The following is a 25,410-nucleotide window of genomic DNA, read 5'->3' as shown; positions in this document are numbered from 1 at the left end:
GCGGTCGTTTTTATTGTAAAAAATGCAAATTACTTTTCCAGCCCTTTTCTAATCATTGGTTCGAAGAAATCGTAATCGACTAAAAAAGCATCATGCCCGAAATCAGAGTGAAATTCGTGAAAATCTAAATTTACTCCCGCTTGTTCTAATTTTTGTTTACTTTTATATACATCAACTTGCTTGAAAAGCTGATCGCTGGTTACCGTTATAAACACATAATTGGCTTTAATACGTTTTAACGCAGCTTCTTCATTTTCATATCCAAGTGCAGGGTCGTATAAGTCTAATGCACGCAATAAACGTAAGTAGGTATTGGCATCAAAGCGACCTAAAAATTTAGTGCCTTGATAGCTTAAGTAAGATTCCACTTGGAAATGGTCGCCCCAAATTTGCCCTTGTTGCTTGGTTTCTCGTCCAAAGGCTTTGGCTAATTGCATATCGGTACGGTAGGTTAGCATTCCTAACATTCTTGCGATTTTTAAGCCATTATCGGGTGCAATACCATCATAATAATCACCATTGTTAAAGTATGGATCGTTAATAATTGCCTGGCGCATAACGTGGTTAAAACCGATAGCTTCCGCACTTAATGTGAGTGATGAGCAAAGATTAATGATATTACGCACCTTATCAGGGTAGCTTATTCCCCATTGTGTGGCTTGCATTCCACCAAAAGAACCACCAATAACGGCGTGGAGAGTCGGAATTTCTAAGTAATCAATTAAGGCTTTTTGTACATTAACGATATCTTGAACTGTAATAATTGGAAATTGGCTGCCATAAGGTTTATTTGTTTTCGGATTAATTGAGGCAGGGCCTGTTGTGCCTTTGCACCCTCCCAAAACATTGCTGCAAATAAAGAAATATTTTTCGGTATCAAAGGCTAAACCTTTACCGATAAAATCTTGCCACCAACCTTTCTCTGTTGCGGTGTCATAATAAGGTTCTGCATCGCCAGTCAGGGCATGGCAGATTAAAACAGCATTGCTTTTATCTGCATTTAATACGCCGTAAGTTTGGTAAGCCACGTTAATAGGGGAAAGTTCGCCGCCTAATGAAAGGGATAAAGGCGTTTCCCTAAAAAGAGTGATATGCTGAGCCATAGAATCCTTATTTGCAAAAAAATCAGCTTTTTTGACCGCTTGTTATTGTTGTAATGGTTATAAATTAGCGATGTTCCTTTTAATTGTCAAGAAATTTTAGACGTCTAAACGTCTAGATTTTTAAACGGCTAAAAATAAGAAAGATTTATTGAACATTTTAGTTATTTTTCTTGTCTTTGAAGGGATAATTAGCATACATTAGAGTATGTAGAAATTTAGAAGAGAGTGAGTTATATTGTTATTATTTCAGCGTATTAATCGGATGGTTATAAAAGTATTTAAATGCCTATCTGTACTAGTATTATTACTTATTTTAGGCTTGTTAGCAGTAGATGCAATAACAAGCTATATTATTCGTGATAAAATTTATACTGATGTTAAGAAATTACCTCATCGTGAATATGCGGTTGTATTAGGTACAGCTAAATTTTATTCAAAAGATGTGATTAATAGGTATTATAAGTATCGACTGGATGCAGCAAAACAATTAGTGCAAAGTGAAAAAGTAGATTTACTTTTACTGAGTGGTGATAATAAAACTCCGTATTATAATGAACCTAAAACAATGACCAATGATTTACTGAAAATGGGGGTTCCTCAGCGACAAATTAAGCAAGATTATGCAGGCTATACCACTTTTGATTCGATTATAAGAGCAACTGAAGTTTATAAATTACCTCCTTTTACAATTGTGTCGCAGAAGTTTCATTGTGAAAGAGCATTATTTATTGCTAAATTTAAAAATATTGATGCGATTTGCTATGCAGCGAAATATCCTGAAGGGGCTTATCAAGTAAGATTGAGGGAGATTTTAGCTAGAGCGGTAATGGTATTTAATTTGTTAGTGGGTAAAACTCCTGAAACATTGGAAGATATTCCTTCTAAAGAAAAATAGCCAGTTTTAATGACTGGCTATCTGTTTTATAAAATAATCGTTTTATTTTTATATACGAAGACTTTATCAGAAAGGACTAATTCTAATGCTTGGCTGAGAACGGTTTTTTCTACATCTCGCCCTGCACGCATCATTGCTTCTGCGGTATAAGTGTGATCCACATTGATCACATTTTGCATAATGATTGGACCTTCATCTAATTCATCATTTACAAAATGAGCAGTTGCACCAATAATTTTTACTCCACGCTCATATGCACGTTGATATGGCTTAGCCCCAATAAATGCGGGTAAGAAAGAATGGTGGATATTTACAACACGATTTGGATAACGTGCTACAAATTCTGGGTTAAGTACACGCATATATTTAGCTAATACAATATAATCTGGAGCATATTCATCAATTTTATCTGCTAATAATTTATCATGTTCAACACGCGTTAGATTTTCATGGCTAACTAAGTGGAATGGTACATCAAAGCGTTCCGCTAATTCCTTTAATGTATCGTGATTACCAATTACAGCAGCAATTTCTACATCTAATCCACCGTAATAGTTTTTCATCAATAAATCACCTAAACAGTGTGCTTCTTTGGTAACTAAAATAATAATACGTTTTCTCTGTTTTGGTAATAATTTATAAATAGAACCCTCAGGCAAAGTAAATTCTAAATCAGCTAATAATGTATTGTCGTTAAAAATACCATTTAATTCTGTACGCATAAAAAAACGTTTTGTTTCGTTATCAACAAATTCAGAATTCTTAATAATATTTAATTGGTGTTTGTAACAAATATTGGTGATTTTTGCGACTAAGCCTGTATCATCAGGGCATTCAGTTAATAATATTTTATGTTCAATCATTTCATTTCCTATTATAAAAATAAGAGAACTCAATAGAGTTCTCTTATATCTCATCTCTATTTAAATAAAAATTAAATAGCAAAATCTTCTAATTTTTTACCTTTATCAAGTGCCTTTTGCAACGCCTTAGGTGTTCTGCCCTGACCAGTCCAAGTTTTCTCATTACCTTCTGCATCAACGAATTTATATTTAGCAGGGCGAGGGGCTACAGTTTTACGTGCTTTCGCCGTTTTACGACCTTTAATTACTTTATCAGCTAATAATTGAGCTAATTCATCAATAGAAAGCCCATCCTGCTTTAACATTTCAGTATATTTATTTAAACTTTCTAATTGCTTTGCTCTTTCTTGCTCTTCTTTTCTAATTTCTTCTTCTTTTTCAGCAATAATAGTATCTAATTTTTCAGCAATTGTTCTTAATTGCTCAAGAGCTAAATCTTTAGCTAATGCACGTAAGGTACGAATATTTAAAAGACTTTTTAAATCTGACATTTTCTTCTCCTAAATGGGGGTTGATAATGGATGAATTTTCTTCTTTTTTATAATATCTTAAAATATATTTAAGGTAAATAAATATAAATAAAAAGAGGGCTTTATATCTTCTAATATTCATGTTATCTTTACGTGGTCCTACAACTTGTAGAGGTGCAAATTCAATAAGTATTTTTTCTGAGTGGAAAACGATGAAGGAAAAGGAAAGGTGAATTTGCCGAAATCAATTAGGCGTCATCTTAATTGGTTGGGGTCGTTATCGAAAGAAACGACACTGTCGTAGTAAATGCTACGGAGTGCTACTGTTAGGGTGGGTTTTAAGTTTTTCATATTTCCTTCCTTCATATTTACTTTTGTAAATATCTCAGTACGTCTCTTGTTTGGCTGTTATTCTTATATATACAAATTATACAAAGTCATTTTAGAGGTTTTATGAATCTAGTTGATTATTCCACTTCACTTTGGTCTGTGTTACCAGCTTTAATTGCCTTAATTTTGGCGATTGTGACGCGTAAAGTGATAGTTTCCTTGAGCATTGGTATTGTTTTTGGCGCCTTTATGCTTACTAATAGTAGTTTTCTCGATGCTTTAACTTATATTAAAAATAGCGTTGTTTCATTAGTTTATAAAGGTTCTGAAGAGGGGTTAAATACGAATAATGTGAATATTATTCTATTCCTTATTTTATTAGGTGTATTAACTTCTTTATTAAGTATTTCAGGAAGTAACCAAGCCTTTGCGAATTGGGCTCAGAAAAGAATAAAAGGCAAGCGTGGTGCAAAATTAATGGCAGCAGGCTTAGTATTTTTTACCTTTATTGATGACTATTTCCACAGTTTAGCTGTAGGGGCTATTGCTCGACCTGTAACGGATAAATTCCACGTTTCTCGTGCAAAATTAGCTTATATTCTTGATTCAACCGCCGCGCCAATGTGCGTATTAATGCCAATTTCAAGTTGGGGCGCTTATATTATTACTTTAATTGCTGGTTTGTTAGCAACGCATTCAATTACAGATTATTCACCCCTTGGAGCATTCATGACAATGAGTGCGATGAATTTTTATGCAATTTTTGCAATGATTATGGTATTCTTTGTGGCTTATTTTTCATTTGATATTGGCCCAATGACTCGTTTTGAGCGCCAAGCTGAACATTTAGCTGAAGTAGAGGAAGAAACTATTGAGGTCAAAGGTCGTATGCGTAATTTAGTATTCCCGATTATTGCTTTAATTGTGGTTACGGTTGCGATGATGATTAAAACCGGTGCTGATGCATTAGCAGAATCAAACACACCGTTTTCAATTTTAGGGGCTTTTGAGAATACCACGGTAGGTATTTCGTTAGTGGCAGGTGGGATTGCAGCACTGATTGTTGCCACCATTTGCATTATGGCAAGCGGTCATATTTCACTAAAAAATTACGTCCGTGCCTATGGTTTAGGTGTAAAAATGATGTCTGGTGCAATTACCATTTTATTCTTTGCGTGGACAATTAATGGCGTAGTAAGCGATATGCAAACAGGTAAATATTTATCAGGCTTAGTGAGCGAGCATATTGCAGCAGGTTTCTTACCAGCAATTTTATTTGTATTAGCCGCATTTATGGCATTCTCAACAGGTACAAGTTGGGGAACGTTCGGTATCATGTTACCAATTGGTGCTGCAATGGCGGTTCATTCTGAGCCTGCATTAATCATTCCTTGCTTATCGGCAGTTATGGCAGGAGCAGTATGCGGAGACCACTGTTCGCCAGTATCAGATACTACTATCTTGTCTTCGACAGGAGCTCAATGTAACCATATGGATCACGTTATTTCACAATTACCTTATGCGTTATTGGTTGCTGCTGCCTCTATTGTTGGATACTTAGTGGTAGGTTTCACACAATCTGCTTTATTAGGATTTGTAACAACATCTGCTGTGATGGCAGCCTTAATTTTAATCTTTAAAGCAAAAAAGCAGAAAAAATAAAGGCTCATTTCTAAAAATGTGAAGGGAGTCACAGAATTAAATTTATTTATGGTATAGAATACAGCTTGAGATATGGATATCGAATGTTGTGTTATATAAATCTTAAAATAAGATCCTCCTATGTATTTAGCGTACCTTTATGGTACGCTTTTTTCGTTTATAGGCTATATTATTTCTTGCAATTTTTGAATTTTGTACTACTATAATAGTACATTTGTATTTTGGGAGAAGAAAATGAAAACAGCATTAGTGACTGGAGCAACTGCAGGCTTTGGGTTAGCCATTTGTAAATTATTGATTCAATCTGGCTATAAAGTGATTGGTACAGGCAGACGAGCAGAGCGTTTGGCGGAATTGCATTTGCAATTTGGCGAGCATTTTCGACCGCTTGCATTTGATATTCAAGACCCACAAGCTGTAAAAACTGCATTGGAAAGCCTTCCTCAAGATTGGCAACAGGTTGATTTATTAGTAAATAACGCAGGGTTGGCGTTAGGCTTAGAACCTGCCCACAAAGTGGATTTGAACGATTGGTATCAGATGATCGACACCAACATCAAAGGCTTAGTCACAATGACACGTCTTGTGCTGCCGCAAATGGTTGAACGCAATTCGGGGCATATTATTAATATTGGCTCGATTGCTGGTACTTATCCTTACCCGGGCGGCAATGTTTATGGCGGCACCAAAGCGTTTGTGAAGCAATTTAGCCTCAATTTACGCTCCGATTTAGCCGGCACCAAAGTGCGAGTTTCCAACGTTGAGCCGGGGCTATGCGGTGGCACGGAATTTTCCAACGTCCGCTTTAAAGGTGATGACGAAAAAGTGGCTAAAATCTACGAAAACGTGGAATTTGTCCGCCCTGAAGACGTGGCGAATATCGTGTTATGGCTCAATCAACAGCCTGAACACGTTAATATCAACCGAGTGGAGATAATGCCGGTGGCACAATCTTCGGCAGCCTTGAATGTGGCTAGAAATTTATAATTTAATACCCCTCTCCCACAAGGGGAGAGGGGTAAAATATAAAAGGAAATATTATGTCAGACACACTTCTCAACCCTTATTTTGGTGAATTCGGCGGAATGTACGTTCCCGAAATTTTAGTGCCGGTGCTCAAACAGCTTGAACAAGCCTTTGTAGAGGCTCAACAAGATCCTGAATTTCAGGCGGAATTTGCCGATTTACTGAAAAACTACGCCGGTCGCCCGACCGCACTGACCCTTTGCCGCAACCTGACCAAAGGCACGAAAACTAAACTTTACCTAAAGCGTGAAGATTTATTGCACGGCGGAGCCCACAAAACCAACCAAGTGTTAGGGCAGATTTTGCTTGCCAAGCGAATGGGCAAAACCCGTATTATTGCTGAAACCGGAGCAGGGCAGCACGGTGTGGCAACCTCACTGGCATGTGCAATGCTTGGAATGCCGTGCGTGGTTTATATGGGGGCGAAAGATGTGGAACGCCAATCGCCAAACGTATTCCGTATGCGTTTAATGGGGGCGGAGGTGATTCCGGTCGAAAAAGGATCTTGCTCTCTGAAAGATGCCTGCTGCGAAGCAATGCGTGATTGGGCAGCAAATTATGAAACTACCCACTATTTAATCGGCACGGCGGCAGGCCCGCACCCTTTCCCGACAATGGTGCGAGAGTTCCAAAAAATGATTGGCGAGGAAACCAAACGCCAAATTTTGGAAAAAGAAGACCGCTTGCCGGATGCTGTCATTGCAGCGGTTGGCGGTGGCTCAAATGCGATTGGAATGTTCGCTGATTTTATCGAAGAAAGTTCGGTGAAATTAATCGGCGTAGAACCGGCAGGCAAAGGCATTGAAACCGGCGAGCACGGTGCTCCGCTCAAACACGGTACAACCGGCATTTATTTCGGTATGAAATCGCCGATTATGCAAGACAAAGACGGACAAATTGAAGAGTCCTACTCCATTTCCGCAGGTTTAGATTTCCCCTCCGTTGGGCCGCAACACGCCTATTTGAACGCGACAGGCAGAGCCGATTATGTCTCGATTACCGACCAAGAAGCCTTAGACGCCTTCCAAGCGTTAGCCAAAAACGAGGGCATTATTCCGGCATTGGAATCTTCCCACGCGTTAGCCTACGCTTTAAAACTGATTGCACAAAACCCAGACAAAGAGCAGCTTTTGGTGGTGAACTTATCAGGACGTGGCGACAAAGACATTTTTACTGTTGATAAAATCTTAAATGGAGGCAACTAATGAGCCGTTTTGACACCTTATTCACCGCATTAAAAGCGAAAAACGAAGGGGCTTTCGTGCCATTTGTGACCCTATGCGATCCCGATTTTGATCGCAGTTTTGAAATTATCGAAACAATGATTGCAAACGGTGCAGACGCTTTGGAACTCGGTTTTCCGTTTTCCGATCCTTTGTTAGACGGCCCCGTGATCCAAGCAGCGAACAAACGTGCGTTAGATGCCGGTTACAGCACCGATGCGTGCTTTGAACTTATCGGTAAAATTCGGGCGAAATATCCCGATATTCCTATCGGCTTGCTCCTTTGTGCCAACCTGATTTTTGTGCCAACGGCGGAAGTATTCTTCAAGCGTTGTAAAGAGAGTGGGGTAGATGCGGTGCTGATTGCCGATCTCCCATTGCTTGCGGCGGAAGAGTTTGTGCCGATAGCGAAACAACACAGTATTCAGCCGGTGTTTATCTGCCCACCGAATGCTGACCAAAACACAATCGAACGTATTGCCAAGCTTACCGAGGGTTACACCTATTTAGTTTCCCGAGCAGGCGTCACCAGTGCGGAAAACCAAGCCCACGCCAGCAATTTAGACAATTTGGTGGAAGGCTTAAAGCGGTCAAATTCCGCTCCAATTTTGCAAGGCTTCGGCATCGCCAAACCAGAGCAAGTGAGAGAAGCCCTAGCGTTAGGCTGCGATGGGGCAATTTCAGGTTCCGCCATTGTGAAAATCATTGAGCGGAATTTAGCTAACCAAGCAAATTTACTGAAAGAACTGGGTGAGTTTGTTAAAGCAATGAAAGAAGCAAGCAGAAGAGAATAGCAAGCGGTTATAATTTCAAATAATTTTGCAATTATAATATTTATTGGGGCAGATAATCTAACTGCCCCAATATTTCTTAGAAATCTGACATCTATTTTTAAAGTTGAACAAATTCCAAAAAATGGTAATCTAAATGACAGAAATAACTATTTTTTAATATATTAAGGAAAACTATGAAATTAAGCAAAATTGCCCTTTCAGTAGTCACAGTTATCGGTGTAGTTGTAGTTGGTGGTAGTTGGTATACAGGTAAACAAGTTGAGGAGAAATATCAAGATTTAGTGGTACAAGCAAATAATCAACTTAAACAACTTAGTGGTGAATTTGGGGCAAATATTGAGCTTAAAGATGTGCAGATAGATCGCCATTTCTTTAGCTCTGATGCGAAATATCGTTTAGAGGTGGATTTTGGCGATGGCGAAAAATTAGATTTTATCGGTAATGATAAACTTCATCACGGGCCGTTACCACTTAATCGCTTAGCGAAACTTAACCTTGCACCTGTGATGATGAGTGCAGAAAGCAAACTCCAAGCCCCTGAGCCATTTAAAAAATTAATGGGCGAACATATTGGTTCTGGTGTGGCTAATATCAGCTATTCGGGCGATGTGAAAGGGCATTTTGATGTTTCTCCAATTAAATATAGTGATGAAACAGGTGTTCTTGAAACAACGCCAATTAAGATGCAATATAGCTATGACCAAAAAGCGAAAGGAATTGATAGCAGCGTTGAGTTAGATAATGTCAAAGTAACAGCAGAAGAACTTGATTTGCAAATTCAAGGTGTTTCTTATGAAATGCAAACCGAGAACAATGAAAACTATCCACATCTAACTTTAGGAAAAGGTAACGGTAAAGTTAAAGCCATTGAATTTAAGTCTAAAGAGGGCGAGTTATCGCAAATTAAAGATATTGTGGTTAAAGGCGATAGCTTATTAAAAGGTGATCGTGTAGTGTCTACGGGCGATTTAGAGGCAGCATCTTTTAACATTGAAGGTGTTGAAATGGGTAAGTTAAAAATGGATATGGCATACGATTTCGATGCTAAATTAACCAATGATATTACCCCACTATTATCTAGACCTGAAGGATTTGAAGATCCGCAAACAACAGAGCTTTTAATGCAGTTGCTGGCAAAATCGGTGAAGTTCCATCTTAATAACTTCTCGCTTGAAAATGGCAAAGGTAAAGTTGATTTAGCATTATTATTGAATATAGCACAAATTGATCCGCAAAATATCGGTAATACGCAAGAGGTATTAAAAGCACTTTCAACGAGTAAATTTACTTCAAATATCAACCGTCAATATGCGGAAGATATTATTCGCCAAATCTCAATGGTAAAAGAGAAATTAAGTGAAGAAGAGGCAAAAGCCGCTGCCAAACAACAAGTTGATGCCATTTTTCTCAATGCAGGGGCTGAACAGTATGGCTTAAGAAAAGTAGATGAAAATAACGTGAAGATTGAATTATCGATTAAGAATGAGAAATTAATCTTAAATGGTCGTGAATTAACTGAAGATGAAATCCAAATGGCATTATTTGTAATTATGATGGGAGCAGGTTCGCTCGGTCAATAAATCACGAAATATGAGTAAGGGGCTGTATGAAAATTCATACAGCCCCTTATTTTTTTAAATCGCTTGAGTTGGAATAATTGCTTTGGAAGCGTCCCAGAAATCGACTACAGGGTTGATAACAGGGGTAATAATACCTTTTCGGATAACAAAATCACCAAAGGCTTCGTTTGTTTCTCGCTCTTTTGCCCATTGCCCGATCAGTGGATCAAGTTCATTGAGTATTTCCGTAAGCGTGATATTTTCACGATACAAACGGGGAATTCTGGTACCCGCAATGTTACCGCCTAAATGAAGATTGTAACGCCCAACCGCTTTTCCAACTAAGCCAATTTCTGCCAACATCGCACGTCCACAGCCGTTCGGGCAACCTGTAATACGAGTAACGATGGTTTCATCAGACACACTGTGATCCGCTAAAATTTTATCCAGCTCATCAATAAAGGCAGGTAAAATCCGCTCTGCTTCTGCCATTGCTAACGGGCAAGTTGGGAATGCCACGCAAGACATCGCATTTTCACGCAGTTTAGTAATGTCTCGCATTAAGCCGTATTGGCGAGCGATATTTTCAATTTGGGCTTTATCTTCTTTTGCCACATTTGCAATAATGATATTTTGATTCGCTGTGATACGGAAATCCCCTTTATGCACTTTGGCAATTTCTAGCATACCCGTCATTAGTGGAAATTCAGGGGTATCAACTAAACGCCCACTTTCAACAAAACAAGTTAAGTGCCATTTATTGTCAATGCCTTTTACCCAGCCGATACGGTCGCCTCGCTCGGTAAATTCAAACGGACGGCTTGGCTCGAACTTAAAGCCCATTCGTTCTTCCACTTCGGCTCTAAAACCATCTAAGCTCATATTCTGCACAGTATAGCGAACACGGGCATTTTTACGATCAGCTCGGTTACCGAAATCACGCTGGGTTGTAACAACACATTCTGCCGCTTTAAGCGTATGTTCTACAGGTACAAAACCAAGTTCTAAAGCAATATTCGGGTAAGTTTTTGTGTTACCATGTTCAAACGAAAGCCCACCGCCAACTAACACATTAAAGCCTGCTAACTTACCGGTTTTTTCATCTTTAATGCCGACAAAGTTCATATCGTTACTGTATAAGTCTACATCATTGAGAGGTGGTAGAGCGACAGCAGTTTTATATTTTCTAGGTAAATAGGTTTTACCTAAAATTGGCTCATCTTCTTGCAGTTTTAATAGATCTTCAGAACTTTCAATTTTTTTACCATCAATCCAAACATCTAAATAGCCACGAGTACGGGGCAGTAAATGCTCGGAAATGCGTTTTGCCCATTCATACGCCTCTTGATGTAGTTCAGATTCCACCGGGTTGGAAGAGCAGAGTACATTACGGTTCATATCAGCCGCTGTTGCAATCGAGTCTAAACCTAATTTATGTAGCAAGCGATGAACATCTTGTAGTTTAGTTTTAGGAACGCCGTGATATTGGAAAGTCTGGCGGTTAGTTAAACGAATAGACTGATAGTGATTATGCTCACGAGCGAATTTATCAATCTCAATCCACTGCTCAGGTTTGATGATCCCACCTGGTAAACGGCAACGCAACATCATAAATTTGAGCGGTTCTAATTTCTGATCCAAACGCTCGGCACGAATATCTCGGTCGTCTTGCTCATACATACCGTGAAAGCGAATAAGCTGGAAATTATCGCCCGTAAAACCACCGCTGAGCTGGTCTTCTAAATCTTGTAAAATCGTTCCACGCAAGTAGTTACTTTCGGTTTTTAAGCGTTCGTTGTCAGACAATGGTTTAGCTTTCCACTCTAAGCCTTTTTGTTCTTTCTTCGTCATAGGTTACTCCGATAAAAAATTTAATAAATATCACGTTGGTAGCGTTTTGCTTCAGCTAATTCGCTCAGGTATTCTTCTGCATCATCACGGCTGAATTTGCCTTGCTGTTCAATCACATCAAGTAAGGCTTGTTCCACATCTTTTGCCATACGAGTGGCATCGCCACATACATAAACATAAGCCCCTTCTTGTAACCAAGCCCAGATAGCTTCTGCGTTTTCACGGATTTTGTCCTGCACATAGATTTTCTCTGCCTGATCACGAGACCACGCAAAACTATATTTGTGCAAGTAGCCATCTTTTTTAAACTGCTGCCATTCTGTTTGGTAAAGGAAATCTTTCGTGAAATGCTGATTGCCAAAAATCAGCCAATTTTGACCGCTTGCATCATCATTAGCACGTTGTTGAAGGAACGCTCGGTATGGGGCAATGCCTGTGCCAGAGCCAATCATAATAATCGGCTTGGTATTATCTTGCGGTAGGCGGAAATTATCGTTGTGTTCTACGAAAACACGAACTGTACCATCTTCTTCCACACGATCTGCCAAATAGCTTGATGCTGCACCTGAACGAACCTTGCCGTTATGTTCAAATCGCACGACTCCCACGCTTAAATGTACCTCATCACCCACTTCTGATTGTGATGAGGAAATTGAATATAAACGAGGTGTGAGTGGACGTAATAGACTAACTAATTGTTCTGCTTTTAGTGTTGTCGGATATTGCTCGATAATATCAATAATGGCTCGAGTTGCTATTAAATTAGCTACTTTGTCATTATCAGCTACAATGTCAGTTAATTCTGGGTTGTTGGCAAATTCAGCATAACTTTTTACAAATGGAAGCGATGCTTTGGTTAAATCTAAGTAGGTTAATAAGGCAGAGCGTAAACTTCTTGTTTGTTCTGCAACAATCACCTCTTCTTCGCCATTTAAGCCCACAGCATTTAAGAAGGCTTGCACTAATTCAGGATCGTTATCAAACCACACGCCTAATGCATCGCCTGCTTGATAGGTTAAATTTGAACCTGATAAATCAAACTCAAGATGGCGAACATCTTTCTGTGCAGTTGAATCCGTAATTCTCTGATTGGTTAATAATGTTGCAGGAAATGGATTTTCTTTCATAAATTTAGAGCTAACAACGGCTGTTTTTTGTGTACTTGATGTGATAGCAACGCTTTTCTGAGTCGATTTTTCTTTTAACACCGCTGTGATATGTTCAATCCAAGAGTCAGTGGTGGTTTGAAATTCCAAATCGGCATCGGTACGATCTAATAATCGGCTTGCACCCAATTTAGCTAATTGGCTATCAAAGTCCTTACCTGCTTGGCAGAAATTAGGATAGGAACTATCACCTAAACCAAGCACGGCAAATTGCAAGCGGTCTAATTTTGGTGCTTTTTTACCATTTAGGAATTTATATAGTACCATGCCTTCTTCTGGTGGCTCACCATCTCCTTGTGTAGAGGTAACTAAAATGACAATGTCTTCATCACTAATATTTTTAGCTTTATAGTTACTCAGTGAATGGTGTACCGCAGTAACCCCAGCGGTGTTCAATGTTTCCGTTAATTTATTGGCAACCAATTTTGCATTACCTGTTTGTGAAGCTGAAAGCACCGTAACTTTTAATGCCTTTGCTACCTCACTAGTTTGATTTTGAACAGGTACAGTAAAATCGTTACTACCATCTTTTGCTTTTGCCCAAGCATAGCCTGATAGCCAAGCTAATTGAAGGTTATCTAGCCCCTGAATTAAATGTTCTAAATCGGGTGATAACGGAATGTCAGTTGTGTTTGTCATTTAATATTCCCCACAGTAAAAACAGTTACTTTATCTAATGAAAATTAATCATTTAAAATCATACCCGCAGCCACAGTGTGATAAGTGGCTTCATCAATTAAAATAAATGAGCCTGTTGCAATGTTTTGCTCGTAACTGGTTGTGGTGATGGGCTTTTGTAATGAAATTTGTATTTTGCCAATATCGTTTAAGTTGAGTGTATCGGCTTCAGAAGAACGACTGAGCGTTTTAACGTCCAATACATAATCGATGCTGATTACTTTTGCGAACACGGTTTGGGTTGTGTGTTTTAGCAAATATTTACGAGCAAGGCTAAGCGGACGATGATCGAACCAGCAAACCGTTGCACTAAGTTGTTTGATAGCCGTAATAGCGTTATTTTGTGCAACAAGCGTATCGCCACGAGAAATATCAATATCATCAGTTAAGCTAATAGTTACTTGTTCGCCAACGGTAGCTTGTTCAACTAAACCATTCGGGGTATAAATTTGAGCAACTTGGGAAGTATGGCCATTCGGCTCAATACGAATCGTATCACCTACTTGTACTGAACCAGCTTCAATTCTTCCTTGATAGCCACGAAAATCATTGGCTTTGTCTTGGTCTAAGCGGCTGACTAACTGAACAGGGAAATGGAAATCTTCCGCTTTTTCTGAAATTTTCTCGACACTCGGTAGGTTTTCTAGAATAGTCAGCAACGGTTCGCCTTCATACCACGAAGTACGCTCGCTTTTATGCACAATGTTATCGCCTTGCAGGGCGGAAACCGGCACAAAAATTACATCATTTAAGCCGAGTTGTGTGGCGAGTTTGTTGTAAGCGGTCGTAATTGCCTGAAATTTTGCAAAATCGAAATCAAACAGATCCATTTTGTTTACTGCCACAATAATGTGAGGCGTGTTCAAATGCTTTAAAATGGCTGAATGGCGTTTGGTCTGTGGTAATAGCTCTAGCTCTGGCTGGCTAAAGTCAAGGCGAGTTGCATCAATCAATACAATCGCTGCATTCGCCGTTGAAGCTCCTGTTACCATATTGCGTGTGTATTGTTCATGTCCGGGCGTATCGGCAATAATAAATTTACGTTTTGCCGTTGAAAAATAACGGTAGGCAACGTCAATGGTAATGCCTTGTTCACGTTCAGCTTCCAAACCATCAGCAAAATTGAAAAATCAATAGTCTCATTATTATTTTTTGATTTATTTAGGCTTAATAATTGGTCGCTTAAAAGGGCTTTACTATCATAAAGTAAACGCCCGATGAGAGTGCTTTTTCCATCATCAACACTCCCTGCAGTAATAAAACGAAGTGGGGCAGATTGGTTAATATTGCTCATATCTTGTTCCTTACTTATCTTAAATTAGAAATAACCTTGTTTTTTACGTTGTTCCATTGCAGATTCAGATGTTCTGTCGTCCATTCGGGTTGCACTACGTTCTGAAATTTCCGCAACAGCGGTTTCTTTGATAATATCAGCAGGAGTAGCTGCCGTACTCGCAACAGGGCAAGTACAACTAATATCGCCTACAGTACGGAAACGCACCGAAACGAGCTTACTTTCTTCGCTTACCTGTTTTGGCGTAAGTGGTGTAACAGGCACTAATAAACCATTGCGTTCAACAACCTCACGTTCGTGAGCGTAATAAATACTCGGTAGTTCAAGATTTTCTCGTTCGATATATTGCCAAATGTCCAATTCCGTCCAGTTAGAGATTGGGAATACACGCATATTTTCGCCTTTATGCAATTTAGCATTGTAGAGAGACCACAATTCAGGGCGTTGAGCTTTAGGATCCCATTGTCCGAATTCATCACGGAATGAGAAAATTCGTTCTTTAGCTCGGGCTTTTTCTTCATCTCGTCGAGCTCCACCCATTAGGGCATCAAATCCTTGTGCTTCAATGGTTTCTAATAAAGTAACCGCTTGGGCAGCATTGCGAGAATCGGTCTCTTTACGCAAAACTACAGTGCCTTTCGCAATAGAATTTTCAACGTGTCCAACAACTAATTTTGCTTTTAATTTTGCGACTTGCTCATCACGAAATTGGATCACTTCTGGATAGTTATGACCTGTGTCAATATGCACTAATGGAAAAGGCAGCACCAATTCACGCCCTTCTAATTGGAACGCTTTACGAGCAAGGGCAAGCAATACCACAGAATCTTTACCGCCCGAAAAGAGCAGAGCAGGATTGCTGCACTCGGCTACAACTTCACGGATAATATGAATTGATTCTGCTTCAAGCCAATCTAAATGACCGTTTTCAATCTTATTGTTTACTGACATAGATTTCTTCCTTAATTTAAATGTTGAATTATTTATGTAATCCGCACTCTTTGCTGTCTTTGTTTTCCCACCACCAGCGACCGGCTCGAATATCTTCCTCTTGTTTTACAGGGCGAGTACAAGGCTCACAGCCAATACTTGGATACCCTTGTTCATATAAACTGTTATAAGGAATGCGATGTTTTAAGATATATGCCCAAACATCGATTTCGGACCAGTCAAAAATAGGGTTATATTTGGCAATACTGCGTTCTTTATCTTGTTCTTCAAAAGGCAAATAGGTTCTTGTTACCGATTGCTCTCTACGTTGCCCGGTGAGCCACGCATCTGCATCATTTAATGCGTGATTAAGTGGCTCGATTTTACGGATAAAACAACATTCACGGCGGCGTTCTATACTTTCGTAAAAACCATTACGCCCATTCTCTTGTTCATATTGTTCAACCTTTTTAGGATCAGGATAGTAGAGCTGAAAGTCTAAATGAGGGTAGTGCGTTTTAACCTTATCAACCAATGCAAGAGTTTCTGGGTTCAGACGTTGGGTTTCAAGGGTAAAGACGGCAATGTTCGCCTTTTGTTTGGCAATCACATCAGTAATTACCATATCTTCAACTGCCAAACTGCTGGCAAATTTAGCATTGTGATATTGCTGTGCAATCTGTTGAATACGTTCGATTAAAGCGGTCTCTTTTTCCGAAAGTTTTGCAAAATCACTTTCGCTTGGCTGTGGAATTTCCCACAAAGTCGGTTTAATAAAAAATGACATATTTTCCCCACTGAGCAAAGCTCATAAAATCAATGAATGTATTTATAAAGGGAAAATATAAAACTTAAAAATAATAACAACGCATATTTAATATTATTTTGGAATATATAAATTAAATAATTGGCTTTTTATGAGCTTTAAATGCTAAATGTTTATTTTTATAATTTTATGGAATGCTAAATAATATTTTATTATTTATTTAAGATAACAATAAATAAAAGAGCCTATTTATTAAAATAGGCTCTTTATACTATTTAGTTATTAAATAGATATTTAATTTATTTAGGCACATTTTTCTAATTGATTATTCCATAATGTTTCTTGGGTTGAAATAAATTGCTGGGCTTGTGAGCCGAACCACGCAAGTTGCGGTTGTAATTTTACTACCTCGCCAATCACAATGAGTGCAGGCGTTGGTGCATTCGCAGCAAGTTCTGGCAATTCACTTAACGTGCCGATTTGTGTGCTTTGATTTGGTAATGTACCGTTACTGACAATAGCGACTGGCGTGTCGGCAGGTTTGCCATATCTCTGTAATTGGCTTGCAAGCTCCGCAGCTTTAATTGTACCCATATAAACCACTAATGTTTGATTACTTTGAGCAAGGGCTTCCCATTTTAGGCTTGTGCCATCTGGCTTGATATGCCCTGTAATAAAGGTTGCATTTTGTGAATAATCACGATGAGTAAGCGGAATACCAGCGTATGCCGTCGCACCTAATGCGGCTGTAATACCAGGTACAACATTAAATGGAATATTCTCCGCTTTTAAAACTTCCAGTTCTTCGCCGCCACGTCCAAACACAAAAGGATCGCCCCCTTTTAAGCGAACAACACGCTTTCCTTTTTTCGCATATTTCACTAAAAGAGCATTGGTTTCTTCTTGTTTTACACAGTCTTTACCTGCTCGTTTGCCAACAAATACTCGGTCAGCATCACGGCGAACCAACTCTAATACGCTTTCAGACACTAACGCATCATAAAGCACGACATCAGCTTGCTGAATGGCTTGTAAGCCTTTAAGTGTTAGCAAGCCAGCATCGCCCGGCCCTGCTCCTACGAGTGAAACTTCGCCAATAATTGGGTTGTCAGCTTCTAATTCTTGTTCTAATAATGCTTCTGCTTGAGCTGTTTGGTGGGTTTCGGTTAAACGTTGAAAATGCAAATTAGTGAACAGCTTTTCCCAAAAGCGTCTGCGTTGAGTCATATGCGGGAATTTTGCTTTTACTGCATTTCGCCATCTGCCTGAAATACTTGCTATTTCGCCCACATTTTGTGGAATTAAGGCTTCTAATTTTTCACGCAATAGACGAATTAACACAGGGGCTGCACCACCGCTTGAAATCGCAATTTGAATCGGCGAACGGTCGATCACAGAAGGGAAGATATAGCTGCAATGCGGTTGGTCATCCACTACATTAACCAAACGCTGTGCGGCTTCGGCACTTTTAAATACAAAGTTGTTAAGTTCATTATCATCGGTGGCAGCAATAATGAGATAGGCTTGATTAACTTGCTCTGGCTCGAATTCTGTTGCGAACCATTCCACTTTTCCTTCCTCAAGTAGGTTATGCAAAGGGCTATCTAATTCACGAGCCACAATTTTCACGTTAGCCCCCACTTTTAATAACGCAGTAATTTTGCGAGTGGCAACGTGTCCGCCACCTACAACTAAAACAGGGCGTTTTTTTAAATCGACAAAAATAGGTAAATAACTCATTGCATATCCTTTTTAAATAAATGTAGTTTTATTGCGATTAGTTATAAATGAAATTATTGAAGGGTAGAAATAACGACATTTTATAGATTATTCCATTTAGGAATAAATTAATGAAAGAATAGGTTGTTTTATATGAGTTTTAGCTTTTTATTCTTTTAAAGAATATTAAAAAATTTTTGGTTCTTTTACCAATTTATATTTAACCGCTAGATTTTATGGCATTCATAAATAATAAGTTGGAGAAATGTTAAATGAGGTTATTTGCAAAAAATTTTATAAAAACGACCGCTTGTAAAGCAGTATTCATTGCAATGATGGGCAGTTTTATTTCGAGTAGTGCAATGGCTCAAACCTTATTAAATGTTTCTTACGATCCAACTCGTGAACTCTATAAAGAATACAACCCGTTATTTGAAAAGCATTGGCAATCTTTAACGGGAGATACTTCTCTTGCAGTTAAAACATCGCACGGTGGTTCGGGCAAACAAGCTCGTGCTGTGATTGATGGTTTGCAAGCTGATGTAGTTACTCTTGCTTTATCAAGCGATATTGATGCTTTAAACCGCAACCAGCAGCTTATTGATCCAAATTGGCAGAAGCGACTAGCAAATAACAGCTCGCCTTATACGTCTACCATTGTTTTTTTGGTTAGAAAAGGCAATCCGCATCAAATTTTGGATTGGCAAGATCTGTTGAAAGAGGGCGTGGAGGTTATCACGCCTAATCCTAAAACTTCTGGTGGGGCAAGATGGAATTTTTTTGCGGTATGGGTTTATGGCAAAACAGCTTTTGGTAGCGATGAGAAAGCTCTTGAATTTACTACCAACGTTTATCGCCAAGTACCAGTGCTAGACACTGGAGCAAGAGGGGCAACAATGAGCTTTATTCAACGTGGCTTAGGCGATGTTTTGCTTACTTGGGAAAATGAAGCGCACTTAGCTCTAAAAGAAGAAGGCGGCGAAAATGTTGAAATTGTAGTGCCTCCAACCTCTATTTTAGCTGAGCCACCTGTTGCAATGGTAGATAGCGTAGTGGACAAAAAAGGCACTCGCCAAGCAGCAGAAGCCTATGTGAAGCATCTCTATAGTGATGAAGCACAGCATATTATTGCGAAAAATCATTACCGACCAGTAAATCAAGCCATTTTAGAACAATATCGGGAGCAATTTCCTGTATTGAATTTACGCAAACTTGATGAAATTTTTGGTGAGAACAGTTCACAGATTCAAGCTCGCTTTTTTGATGATGGCGGTATTTTCGACCAAATATTAGAAAAAATTTACCAATAAAATGAATAACAAGAGAGCATAAAATGTCTGCAACAACACGCCTTATCCCGGGATTTAATTTAAGTTTAGGCTACACGGTTACTTTTTTAAGTTTGGTTGTGCTTATTCCATTAGCCAGTTTATTTGTCTATTCCGCCCAAATTTCAGCAGAGCAATTCTGGAAACTGATAACCAGTCGCCAACTTTTAACTGCATTGAAGCTATCACTTAGCACCGCATTTTTTGCGGCACTCATTAATGCTTTTATCGGCTTACTATTAGCTTGGGTATTAGTGCGATATCAATTTTGGGGAAAACGCTGGATGGATACCTTTATTGATATGCCGTTTGCTCTGCCAACTGCCGTTGCAGGCATTGCATTAACTGCGATTTACGCCCGTAACGGTGTTATAGGGCAGTTCTTTGATTTCAAAATTGCCTACAGTGCATTAGGCATTATGCTTGCTTTGCTCTTTGTTGCTTTGCCTTTTGTGGTAAGAACGCTACAGCCCGTGCTAGAGGATTTGCCAAAAGATGTGGAAGAAGCCGCTGAAATACTTGGGGCTTCAAGCTGGCAACGTTTTCGTTATGTGATTTTTCCAGCCATTCTGCCCGCTTGGATTACAGGCTTTACCTTAGCTTTTGCTAGAGGTTTAGGCGAGTATGGCTCGGTGGCCTTTATTTCGGGTAACTTGCCTTTTAGAACGGAGATTTTACCGCTCGTGATCGTCTCAAAACTTGATCAATATGATTATGTAAGTGCAGCAACCATTGGGGCGATGATGCTCATCATCTCATTTATCTTGATTTTTGTGATTAATTACATTCAACGCTATTTTGCAAAACGAACAGGGAAGTAGGAGAAAATATGCAAAAAATCATAAAAAAACGACCGCTTGCAGAATATTTTCTGATTGCTTCAGCGTTAATATTATTCGCATTGATTTTAGTGTTACCCCTTTTAACCGTGATTGCACAAGGATTTGCCAAAGGATTTATTTTCTTTTGGGAGGCGATTAGTGAGGAAGATACCCTCTCCGCCCTAAAATTAACCTTACTCGCTGTGAGCATTGCTGTGCCGTTAAATGTGATATTTGGCATTGCGGCGGCTTGGGTGGTAACAAAGTATCAATTTAGGGGCAGACAGCTACTTTTAACGCTGATTGATTTACCGTTTTCCATTTCGCCTATTGTGGCTGGTTTGATTTATGTGTTGCTATTTGGGGCGCAAAGTTGGCTCTATCCGCACTTACAAGCGGTCGATTTTCAAATAATTTATGCAATTCCGGGTATTATTTTAGCCACATTATTTATTTCTGTGCCTTTTGTGGCTCGTGAAATTATTCCTGTAATGGAGGCTCAAGGTGTGGCGGAGGAAGAGGCGGCTACTGTATTAGGGGCAAATGGCTGGCAGATTTTTTGTTATGTAACACTCCCTAACATCAAATGGGCATTATTACACGGTGTGGTGCTTTGTACCGCAAGAGCATTAGGCGAGTTTGGGGCGGTGTCGGTGGTGTCTGGGCATATTCGAGGAGTGACGAATACCTTACCGCTACAAATCGAAATTTTATATAACGAATATAACGCCGCAGCGGCATTCAGCGTGGCAATTTTACTGCTGTGCTTATCGTTAATTTTGCTCTTTTTGCGTCAATGGACAGAGCATAAATTAGTCCGTGAACTTGCTTAGGAATAAATTGGGGGAACAATGACAATCAGCATACATCATTTGAATAAACAGTTCGGGCAAACACAGGTACTGCACGATATCAACTTAACAATTAACAACGGCGAGCTTACGGCTTTGCTCGGGCCATCTGGCTGTGGTAAAACTACCTTACTACGCATTATTGCTGGGCTTGAAACCGCTAGTAGCGGCAAGATCTTGTTTGATCAAAATGAGGTCACGCAGTTATTTGCCAAAGAGAGAGATATTGGCTTCGTCTTTCAACATTATGCTCTTTTCCGCCATATGACGATTGCTGATAATATTGCCTTTGGATTAAGAATGAAACCCAAATCAGAGCGATTGAGCGAAGCGGAAATTCAAGCCAAAGTGAAGTACTTGCTAGAACTCATTCAGTTAGAACATATTGGTAAGCGTTACCCGGATCAACTTTCGGGCGGACAGCGACAACGGGTGGCATTAGCAAGATCGATTGCAACCGATCCTAAAGTCTTGTTACTTGATGAACCGTTTGGGGCGTTAGATGCAAAGGTGCGGAAAGATCTCCGTCGCTGGTTACGAGATTTCCATCACGAAATGAATGTAACAAGTTTGTTTGTAACCCACGACCAAGACGAAGCCTTAGAAGTCGCTGATAAAATTGTGTTGATGAATAAAGGAAAAGTTGAGCAGATAGGTTCGCCTGAACAAGTATATAAGCAACCAAGAACCGCTTTTGTGGCAGATTTTCTTGGCGATGTAAATTTACTGCAAGGCTATATCTTCAACGGCACGCTACATATTGATAAATTCCAACGTAAAGTGGATAGCTATTATTCAGCAGAAGATGTAGTGGTTTATGTTCGCCCACACGAAATCGCAATAAGCAAAAATAAAACAGATAATACGATTGTGGGGCGAATTCAACGAATTCATACCGCAGGTCCGACAGTAGAAATCGAAGTGTTATCAAACGTGAGCGATTTGCCTATTGATGTTTCTGTCAGCTACAACCAATTCCTTCAAGAAGGCTTCACATTAGGCGAAGAAGTGTATTTAGAACCTCAGTTACTCAATTTCTTTATTCAAAATGAGTTAATTGAATATATGATCTAATACTTTAAGCGTATTTTGGCTATGGCTGAAATACGCTTTTTTTGCCCCTTTCTTTCGCTATTCTTGTATAATACCGCCTATATTTCCCCGAATTTCAAGAGATTTTTTATGGCAACTATCGCAAAAAATCCACTGGTACTGGTGGATGGTTCATCTTATCTATATCGAGCATTTCACGCATTCCCTCCGTTAACCAATCGCAATGGTGAGCTGACAGGGGCGATGTATGGCGTGTTGAATATGCTCAAAAGCCTGATTTCGCAAGTTGAGCCGAGCCACATTGCTGTGGTGTTTGATGCGAAAGGCAAAACTTTCCGTGATGAACTTTTCGAGCAATATAAATCGCATCGCCCACCAATGCCCGATGAGCTTCGTTCGCAAATTCAGCCGCTGCACGCCATTATCAAAGCCCTCGGCATTCCGTTGATTTCGATTGAGGGCGTGGAGGCGGACGATGTGATCGGAACCCTTGCCGTGCAAGCTGCCAAAGATGGCAAAGACGTGTTAATCAGTACAGGCGATAAAGATATGGCACAACTGGTGAACGATCACATTATGTTGATTAACTCGATGAACAACACCCTACTTGACCGTGAAGGCGTTATCGAAAAATATGGCATTCCGCCTGAGTTGATTATCGATTTCTTAGCCCTAATGGGCGACTCGGCGGATAATATCCCTGGTGTCAAAGGCGTGGGCGAGAAAACGGCTTTAGCGTTATTGCAAGGGATCGGCTCGCTTAAACATATTTATGAAAATTTAGATCAGATTGCCACACTCTCATTTCGTGGTGCAAAAAACTTCGCACCGAAGTTAGAAGCAGAAAAAGAGAATGCAGATTTATCTTATCTGTTGGCAACGATTAAAACCGATGTGGAATTAGAGGTTACTCACGATCAGCTTTTAATGCAGCCACAAAATCGTGCAGAGCTTGCTACATTATTTGAGCATTATGAATTTAAGCGTTGGTTAAATGAAGTAAATAACAATGCGAACCCTGTTACACAAGCCTCTGCTGAAAAAGTGCCGAATAATTACCAAGCTACACAAGCGGTTAAAAAAGTGGAAAATCTTGCAAATATCATACAGATTGACCGTAGCAAATATGAAACTGTGGACAGCGAGCCGAAATTCAACGAATGGCTGGCGAAATTGCAAGCCGCAAAATTGATTGCGGTGGACACCGAAACTGACAGCCTTGAGGCGATGTTGGCAAATTTGGTAGGCATTTCATTCGGTTTGGAAAACGGTGAAGCGTGCTATATTCCACTGGGGCATAAGCAGAAAGCCCAGCCAAAACAAGCGGATATGTTTGGCGGCGATGATGAAACAGAAGGCGAAGCAGCAGACGAATTGGTAAAAAATCAGTTAAATTTGACCGCTTGCTTAAGCCAACTCAAGCCGATTTTAGAGAATGCGGAAATCCAAAAAATCGGACAGAACATCAAATACGATTTAACCATTTTCGCCAACCACGGTATTGAACTGCAAGGCTTGGCGTTCGATACGATGATCGAATCCTACACACTCAACAGCACCGGTCGTCATAATATGGACGATTTGGCGGATCGCTATTTAGGGCATAAAACCATTCCGTTTGAAGAGCTGGCTGGCAAGGGCAAAAATCAGCTGACTTTCGATAAAATCGAGATCGCCAAAGCGGCGGAATATGCAGCGGAAGATGCGGATGTCACAATGAAGCTCCACCAAGTGCTTTGGGAAAATTTAGCCCAAGAGCCGGAGTTGGTGAAATTATTTAATGAAATCGAGATGCCGCTTGTGGGCGTGCTTTCTCGCATTGAACGCAACGGCGTGCTGATTGACCCGAAAAAATTACTGGCTCAATCGGCAGAAATTGAACAACGTTTAGCGGAAATTGAGCAAGCTGTTCACGCTGAGGCTGGGCAGGTGTTCAATTTGGCGTCCACCAAGCAGCTGCAAGAAATTCTATTTGATAAATTAGGCTTGCCTGTGCTGAAGAAAACCCCGAAAGGAGCTCCATCAACCAATGAGGAAGTGCTAGATGAACTGGCTCAACAAGGTCATCTTGTGCCGAAATTATTAATGGAGCATCGTGGCTTAAGCAAGCTGAAATCGACTTACACGGACAAACTACCACAGCTTATTAACAAAAAAACAGGGCGAGTGCATACCTCTTACAACCAAGCAGTAACAGCAACGGGGCGGCTTTCCTCCAGCGATCCGAACTTACAGAATATTCCGATCAGGAATGAAGAGGGCAGACGCATTCGCCAAGCCTTTGTGGCTCGTGAGGGCTACAAAATTGTTGCCGCCGACTATTCGCAAATTGAGCTACGCATTATGGCTCACTTAGCCGATGACGAGGGAATGATCAAAGCGTTCGCAGAGGGCAAAGATATTCACCGAGCCACCGCTGCAGAAATTTTCGGCGTGGCGTTAGAGGACGTGACTAGCGAGCAACGCCGCAGTGCTAAGGCGATCAACTTCGGACTGATTTACGGAATGTCGTCATTCGGACTTTCCAACCAACTGGGCATTGGACGTACGGAAGCTCAAAAATATATGGATCTCTACTTCCAACGTTACCCGGCAGTACAGCAGTTTATGACGGATATTCGTGAAGTTGCCGCAGGAAAAGGCTATGTAGAAACTTTATTCGGTCGTCGTTTATATTTACCTGATATTAAATCAAGCAATGCTATTTTGCGTAAAGCGGCAGAACGAGTGGCAATTAATGCACCAATGCAAGGCACGGCGGCGGATATTATCAAAGTTGCGATGATTGGCATTGATAAAGCTATTCACGGCGATGATGAAATCAAAATGATTATGCAAGTACACGATGAATTGGTGTTTGAAGTGAAAGCAGACAAAATCGAGCATTACAGCCAGCTAATTAAAGCGGAAATGGAAAAATCGATCTCGCTCAAAGTGCCGCTCATTGCGGAAGTCGGCGTAGGTGATAACTGGGACGAAGCTCATTAATCTAACGCTATACAATTCCCTCTTTTTATTGTATTGTTGT

General features: G+C 40.0%; 19 protein-coding genes, 1 pseudogene and 1 riboswitch. Of the genes and pseudogenes, 11 read left to right on the top strand and 9 right to left on the bottom strand.

Annotated elements, in window-relative coordinates; genetic code table 11:
• Positions 1-29: 29 nt before the first annotated feature.
• The gene (gene metX, locus A6B40_RS02160; RefSeq protein ID WP_025247817.1) at positions 30-1,103 is read right to left on the bottom strand and encodes a homoserine O-acetyltransferase MetX; all 1,074 of its coding nucleotides are present in this window, start codon (positions 1,101-1,103) and stop codon (positions 30-32) included.
• A 262-nt stretch (positions 1,104-1,365) separates the two neighbouring features.
• Here metX and A6B40_RS02155 point away from each other — a divergent pair, with 262 nt between their 5' ends.
• Positions 1,366-1,998 (top strand): SanA/YdcF family protein, encoded by a 633-nt coding sequence (locus tag A6B40_RS02155; RefSeq protein ID WP_176671419.1) that lies wholly within the window; start codon positions 1,366-1,368, stop codon positions 1,996-1,998.
• A gap of 26 nt (positions 1,999-2,024) precedes the next feature.
• On the opposite strand, the gene purU is transcribed toward A6B40_RS02155, so the two are convergent.
• On the bottom strand, positions 2,025-2,861 hold the full coding sequence (purU, locus tag A6B40_RS02150; RefSeq protein WP_176671418.1) for a formyltetrahydrofolate deformylase: 837 nt from the start codon (positions 2,859-2,861) through the stop codon (positions 2,025-2,027).
• A gap of 71 nt (positions 2,862-2,932) precedes the next feature.
• A complete protein-coding gene (locus tag A6B40_RS02145; RefSeq protein ID WP_112111064.1) occupies positions 2,933-3,352 on the bottom strand; it encodes an H-NS family histone-like protein in 420 nt (139 codons plus the stop codon).
• Positions 3,353-3,492: 140 nt separating this feature from the next.
• Positions 3,493-3,662: riboswitch (Lysine riboswitch) on the top strand.
• Positions 3,663-3,784: 122 nt separating this feature from the next.
• Between A6B40_RS02145 and A6B40_RS02140 the strand changes: the two genes are divergently transcribed.
• The 5 genes from A6B40_RS02140 (at position 3,785) to A6B40_RS02120 (ending at position 9,946) form a co-directional block, all read left to right on the top strand.
• Positions 3,785-5,323, top strand: coding sequence for a Na+/H+ antiporter NhaC family protein (locus A6B40_RS02140; protein ID WP_176671417.1), 1,539 nt, complete (start codon positions 3,785-3,787; stop codon positions 5,321-5,323).
• Positions 5,324-5,557: 234 nt separating this feature from the next.
• On the top strand, positions 5,558-6,310 hold the full coding sequence (locus tag A6B40_RS02135; protein WP_176671416.1) for an SDR family oxidoreductase: 753 nt from the start codon (positions 5,558-5,560) through the stop codon (positions 6,308-6,310).
• Between the two features lie 53 nt (positions 6,311-6,363).
• A complete protein-coding gene (trpB, locus tag A6B40_RS02130; protein ID WP_025217466.1) occupies positions 6,364-7,554 on the top strand; it encodes a tryptophan synthase subunit beta in 1,191 nt (396 codons plus the stop codon).
• A complete protein-coding gene (trpA, locus tag A6B40_RS02125; RefSeq protein ID WP_176671415.1) occupies positions 7,554-8,366 on the top strand; it encodes a tryptophan synthase subunit alpha in 813 nt (270 codons plus the stop codon). Before trpB ends, trpA begins: the two co-directional genes overlap by 1 nt.
• 173 nt (positions 8,367-8,539) lie before the next feature.
• Complete coding sequence (locus A6B40_RS02120) at positions 8,540-9,946, top strand: YdgA family protein (RefSeq protein ID WP_176671414.1); 1,407 nt, start codon at positions 8,540-8,542, stop codon at positions 9,944-9,946.
• A 54-nt stretch (positions 9,947-10,000) separates the two neighbouring features.
• Here A6B40_RS02120 and cysI read toward each other — a convergent pair whose 3' ends face one another.
• The 6 genes and pseudogenes from cysI to cysG all read right to left on the bottom strand — a co-directional run bounded on the left by cysI (position 10,001) and on the right by cysG (position 18,350).
• A complete protein-coding gene (gene cysI, locus A6B40_RS02115) occupies positions 10,001-11,776 on the bottom strand; it encodes an assimilatory sulfite reductase (NADPH) hemoprotein subunit (protein WP_176671413.1) in 1,776 nt (591 codons plus the stop codon).
• A gap of 20 nt (positions 11,777-11,796) precedes the next feature.
• Complete coding sequence (locus A6B40_RS02110) at positions 11,797-13,581, bottom strand: assimilatory sulfite reductase (NADPH) flavoprotein subunit (RefSeq protein ID WP_176671412.1); 1,785 nt, start codon at positions 13,579-13,581, stop codon at positions 11,797-11,799.
• 44 nt (positions 13,582-13,625) lie between these two features.
• Positions 13,626-14,914, bottom strand: a pseudogene (locus A6B40_RS02105) (sulfate adenylyltransferase subunit 1).
• A 24-nt stretch (positions 14,915-14,938) separates the two neighbouring features.
• Positions 14,939-15,865 (bottom strand): sulfate adenylyltransferase subunit CysD, encoded by a 927-nt coding sequence (cysD, locus tag A6B40_RS02100; RefSeq protein WP_025247809.1) that lies wholly within the window; start codon positions 15,863-15,865, stop codon positions 14,939-14,941.
• Between the two features lie 28 nt (positions 15,866-15,893).
• Positions 15,894-16,631: a phosphoadenylyl-sulfate reductase gene (locus tag A6B40_RS02095; protein WP_025247808.1), complete on the bottom strand. Its 738-nt coding sequence runs from the start codon at positions 16,629-16,631 to the stop codon at positions 15,894-15,896.
• Between the two features lie 282 nt (positions 16,632-16,913).
• A complete protein-coding gene (cysG, locus tag A6B40_RS02090; protein WP_176671411.1) occupies positions 16,914-18,350 on the bottom strand; it encodes a siroheme synthase CysG in 1,437 nt (478 codons plus the stop codon).
• A gap of 251 nt (positions 18,351-18,601) precedes the next feature.
• Between cysG and A6B40_RS02085 the strand changes: the two genes are divergently transcribed.
• The 5 genes from A6B40_RS02085 to polA all read left to right on the top strand — a co-directional run bounded on the left by A6B40_RS02085 (position 18,602) and on the right by polA (position 25,370).
• Positions 18,602-19,639: a sulfate ABC transporter substrate-binding protein gene (locus A6B40_RS02085; protein WP_176671410.1), complete on the top strand. Its 1,038-nt coding sequence runs from the start codon at positions 18,602-18,604 to the stop codon at positions 19,637-19,639.
• A gap of 23 nt (positions 19,640-19,662) precedes the next feature.
• Positions 19,663-20,478, top strand: coding sequence for a sulfate ABC transporter permease subunit CysT (cysT, locus tag A6B40_RS02080; protein ID WP_176671409.1), 816 nt, complete (start codon positions 19,663-19,665; stop codon positions 20,476-20,478).
• A gap of 8 nt (positions 20,479-20,486) precedes the next feature.
• On the top strand, positions 20,487-21,311 hold the full coding sequence (cysW, locus tag A6B40_RS02075; RefSeq protein WP_176671408.1) for a sulfate ABC transporter permease subunit CysW: 825 nt from the start codon (positions 20,487-20,489) through the stop codon (positions 21,309-21,311).
• 18 nt (positions 21,312-21,329) lie between these two features.
• Positions 21,330-22,403 carry a sulfate/molybdate ABC transporter ATP-binding protein gene (locus tag A6B40_RS02070; RefSeq protein WP_176671407.1) on the top strand — a complete coding sequence of 358 codons (1,074 nt, stop codon included), beginning with the start codon at positions 21,330-21,332 and terminating at the stop codon, positions 22,401-22,403.
• 108 nt (positions 22,404-22,511) lie between these two features.
• Positions 22,512-25,370 (top strand): DNA polymerase I, encoded by a 2,859-nt coding sequence (gene polA, locus A6B40_RS02065; protein ID WP_176671406.1) that lies wholly within the window; start codon positions 22,512-22,514, stop codon positions 25,368-25,370.
• Positions 25,371-25,410: the final 40 nt, after the last annotated feature.

This window comes from Mannheimia varigena, assembly GCF_013377235.1.
In the GTDB taxonomy this organism is placed as follows: Bacteria; Pseudomonadota; Gammaproteobacteria; order Enterobacterales; family Pasteurellaceae; genus Mannheimia; species Mannheimia varigena.
The sequence above is the reverse complement of the archived record's forward strand: the minus strand, read 5'-3'. Positions and strand labels throughout refer to the sequence as shown.

Excerpts from the sequence above, each read along its gene's own strand:
- A6B40_RS02140 (WP_176671417.1), top strand. The coding sequence starts at position 3,785 with ATGAATCTAGTTGATTATTCCACTTCACTTTGGTCTGTGTTACCAGCT.
- purU (WP_176671418.1), bottom strand. The coding sequence starts at position 2,861 with ATGATTGAACATAAAATATTATTAACTGAATGCCCTGATGATACAGGC.
- A6B40_RS02135 (WP_176671416.1), top strand. The coding sequence starts at position 5,558 with ATGAAAACAGCATTAGTGACTGGAGCAACTGCAGGCTTTGGGTTAGCC.
- A6B40_RS02120 (WP_176671414.1), top strand. The coding sequence starts at position 8,540 with ATGAAATTAAGCAAAATTGCCCTTTCAGTAGTCACAGTTATCGGTGTA.
- polA (WP_176671406.1), top strand. The coding sequence starts at position 22,512 with ATGGCAACTATCGCAAAAAATCCACTGGTACTGGTGGATGGTTCATCT.
- cysW (WP_176671408.1), top strand. The coding sequence starts at position 20,487 with ATGCAAAAAATCATAAAAAAACGACCGCTTGCAGAATATTTTCTGATT.
- cysD (WP_025247809.1), bottom strand. The coding sequence starts at position 15,865 with ATGTCAGTAAACAATAAGATTGAAAACGGTCATTTAGATTGGCTTGAA.
- A6B40_RS02145 (WP_112111064.1), bottom strand. The coding sequence starts at position 3,352 with ATGTCAGATTTAAAAAGTCTTTTAAATATTCGTACCTTACGTGCATTA.
- cysG (WP_176671411.1), bottom strand. The coding sequence starts at position 18,350 with ATGAGTTATTTACCTATTTTTGTCGATTTAAAAAAACGCCCTGTTTTA.
- trpB (WP_025217466.1), top strand. The coding sequence starts at position 6,364 with ATGTCAGACACACTTCTCAACCCTTATTTTGGTGAATTCGGCGGAATG.
- cysI (WP_176671413.1), bottom strand. The coding sequence starts at position 11,776 with ATGACGAAGAAAGAACAAAAAGGCTTAGAGTGGAAAGCTAAACCATTG.
- A6B40_RS02085 (WP_176671410.1), top strand. The coding sequence starts at position 18,602 with ATGAGGTTATTTGCAAAAAATTTTATAAAAACGACCGCTTGTAAAGCA.
- A6B40_RS02155 (WP_176671419.1), top strand. The coding sequence starts at position 1,366 with ATGGTTATAAAAGTATTTAAATGCCTATCTGTACTAGTATTATTACTT.
- A6B40_RS02110 (WP_176671412.1), bottom strand. The coding sequence starts at position 13,581 with ATGACAAACACAACTGACATTCCGTTATCACCCGATTTAGAACATTTA.
- A6B40_RS02095 (WP_025247808.1), bottom strand. The coding sequence starts at position 16,631 with ATGTCATTTTTTATTAAACCGACTTTGTGGGAAATTCCACAGCCAAGC.
- trpA (WP_176671415.1), top strand. The coding sequence starts at position 7,554 with ATGAGCCGTTTTGACACCTTATTCACCGCATTAAAAGCGAAAAACGAA.
- cysT (WP_176671409.1), top strand. The coding sequence starts at position 19,663 with ATGTCTGCAACAACACGCCTTATCCCGGGATTTAATTTAAGTTTAGGC.
- metX (WP_025247817.1), bottom strand. The coding sequence starts at position 1,103 with ATGGCTCAGCATATCACTCTTTTTAGGGAAACGCCTTTATCCCTTTCA.
- A6B40_RS02070 (WP_176671407.1), top strand. The coding sequence starts at position 21,330 with ATGACAATCAGCATACATCATTTGAATAAACAGTTCGGGCAAACACAG.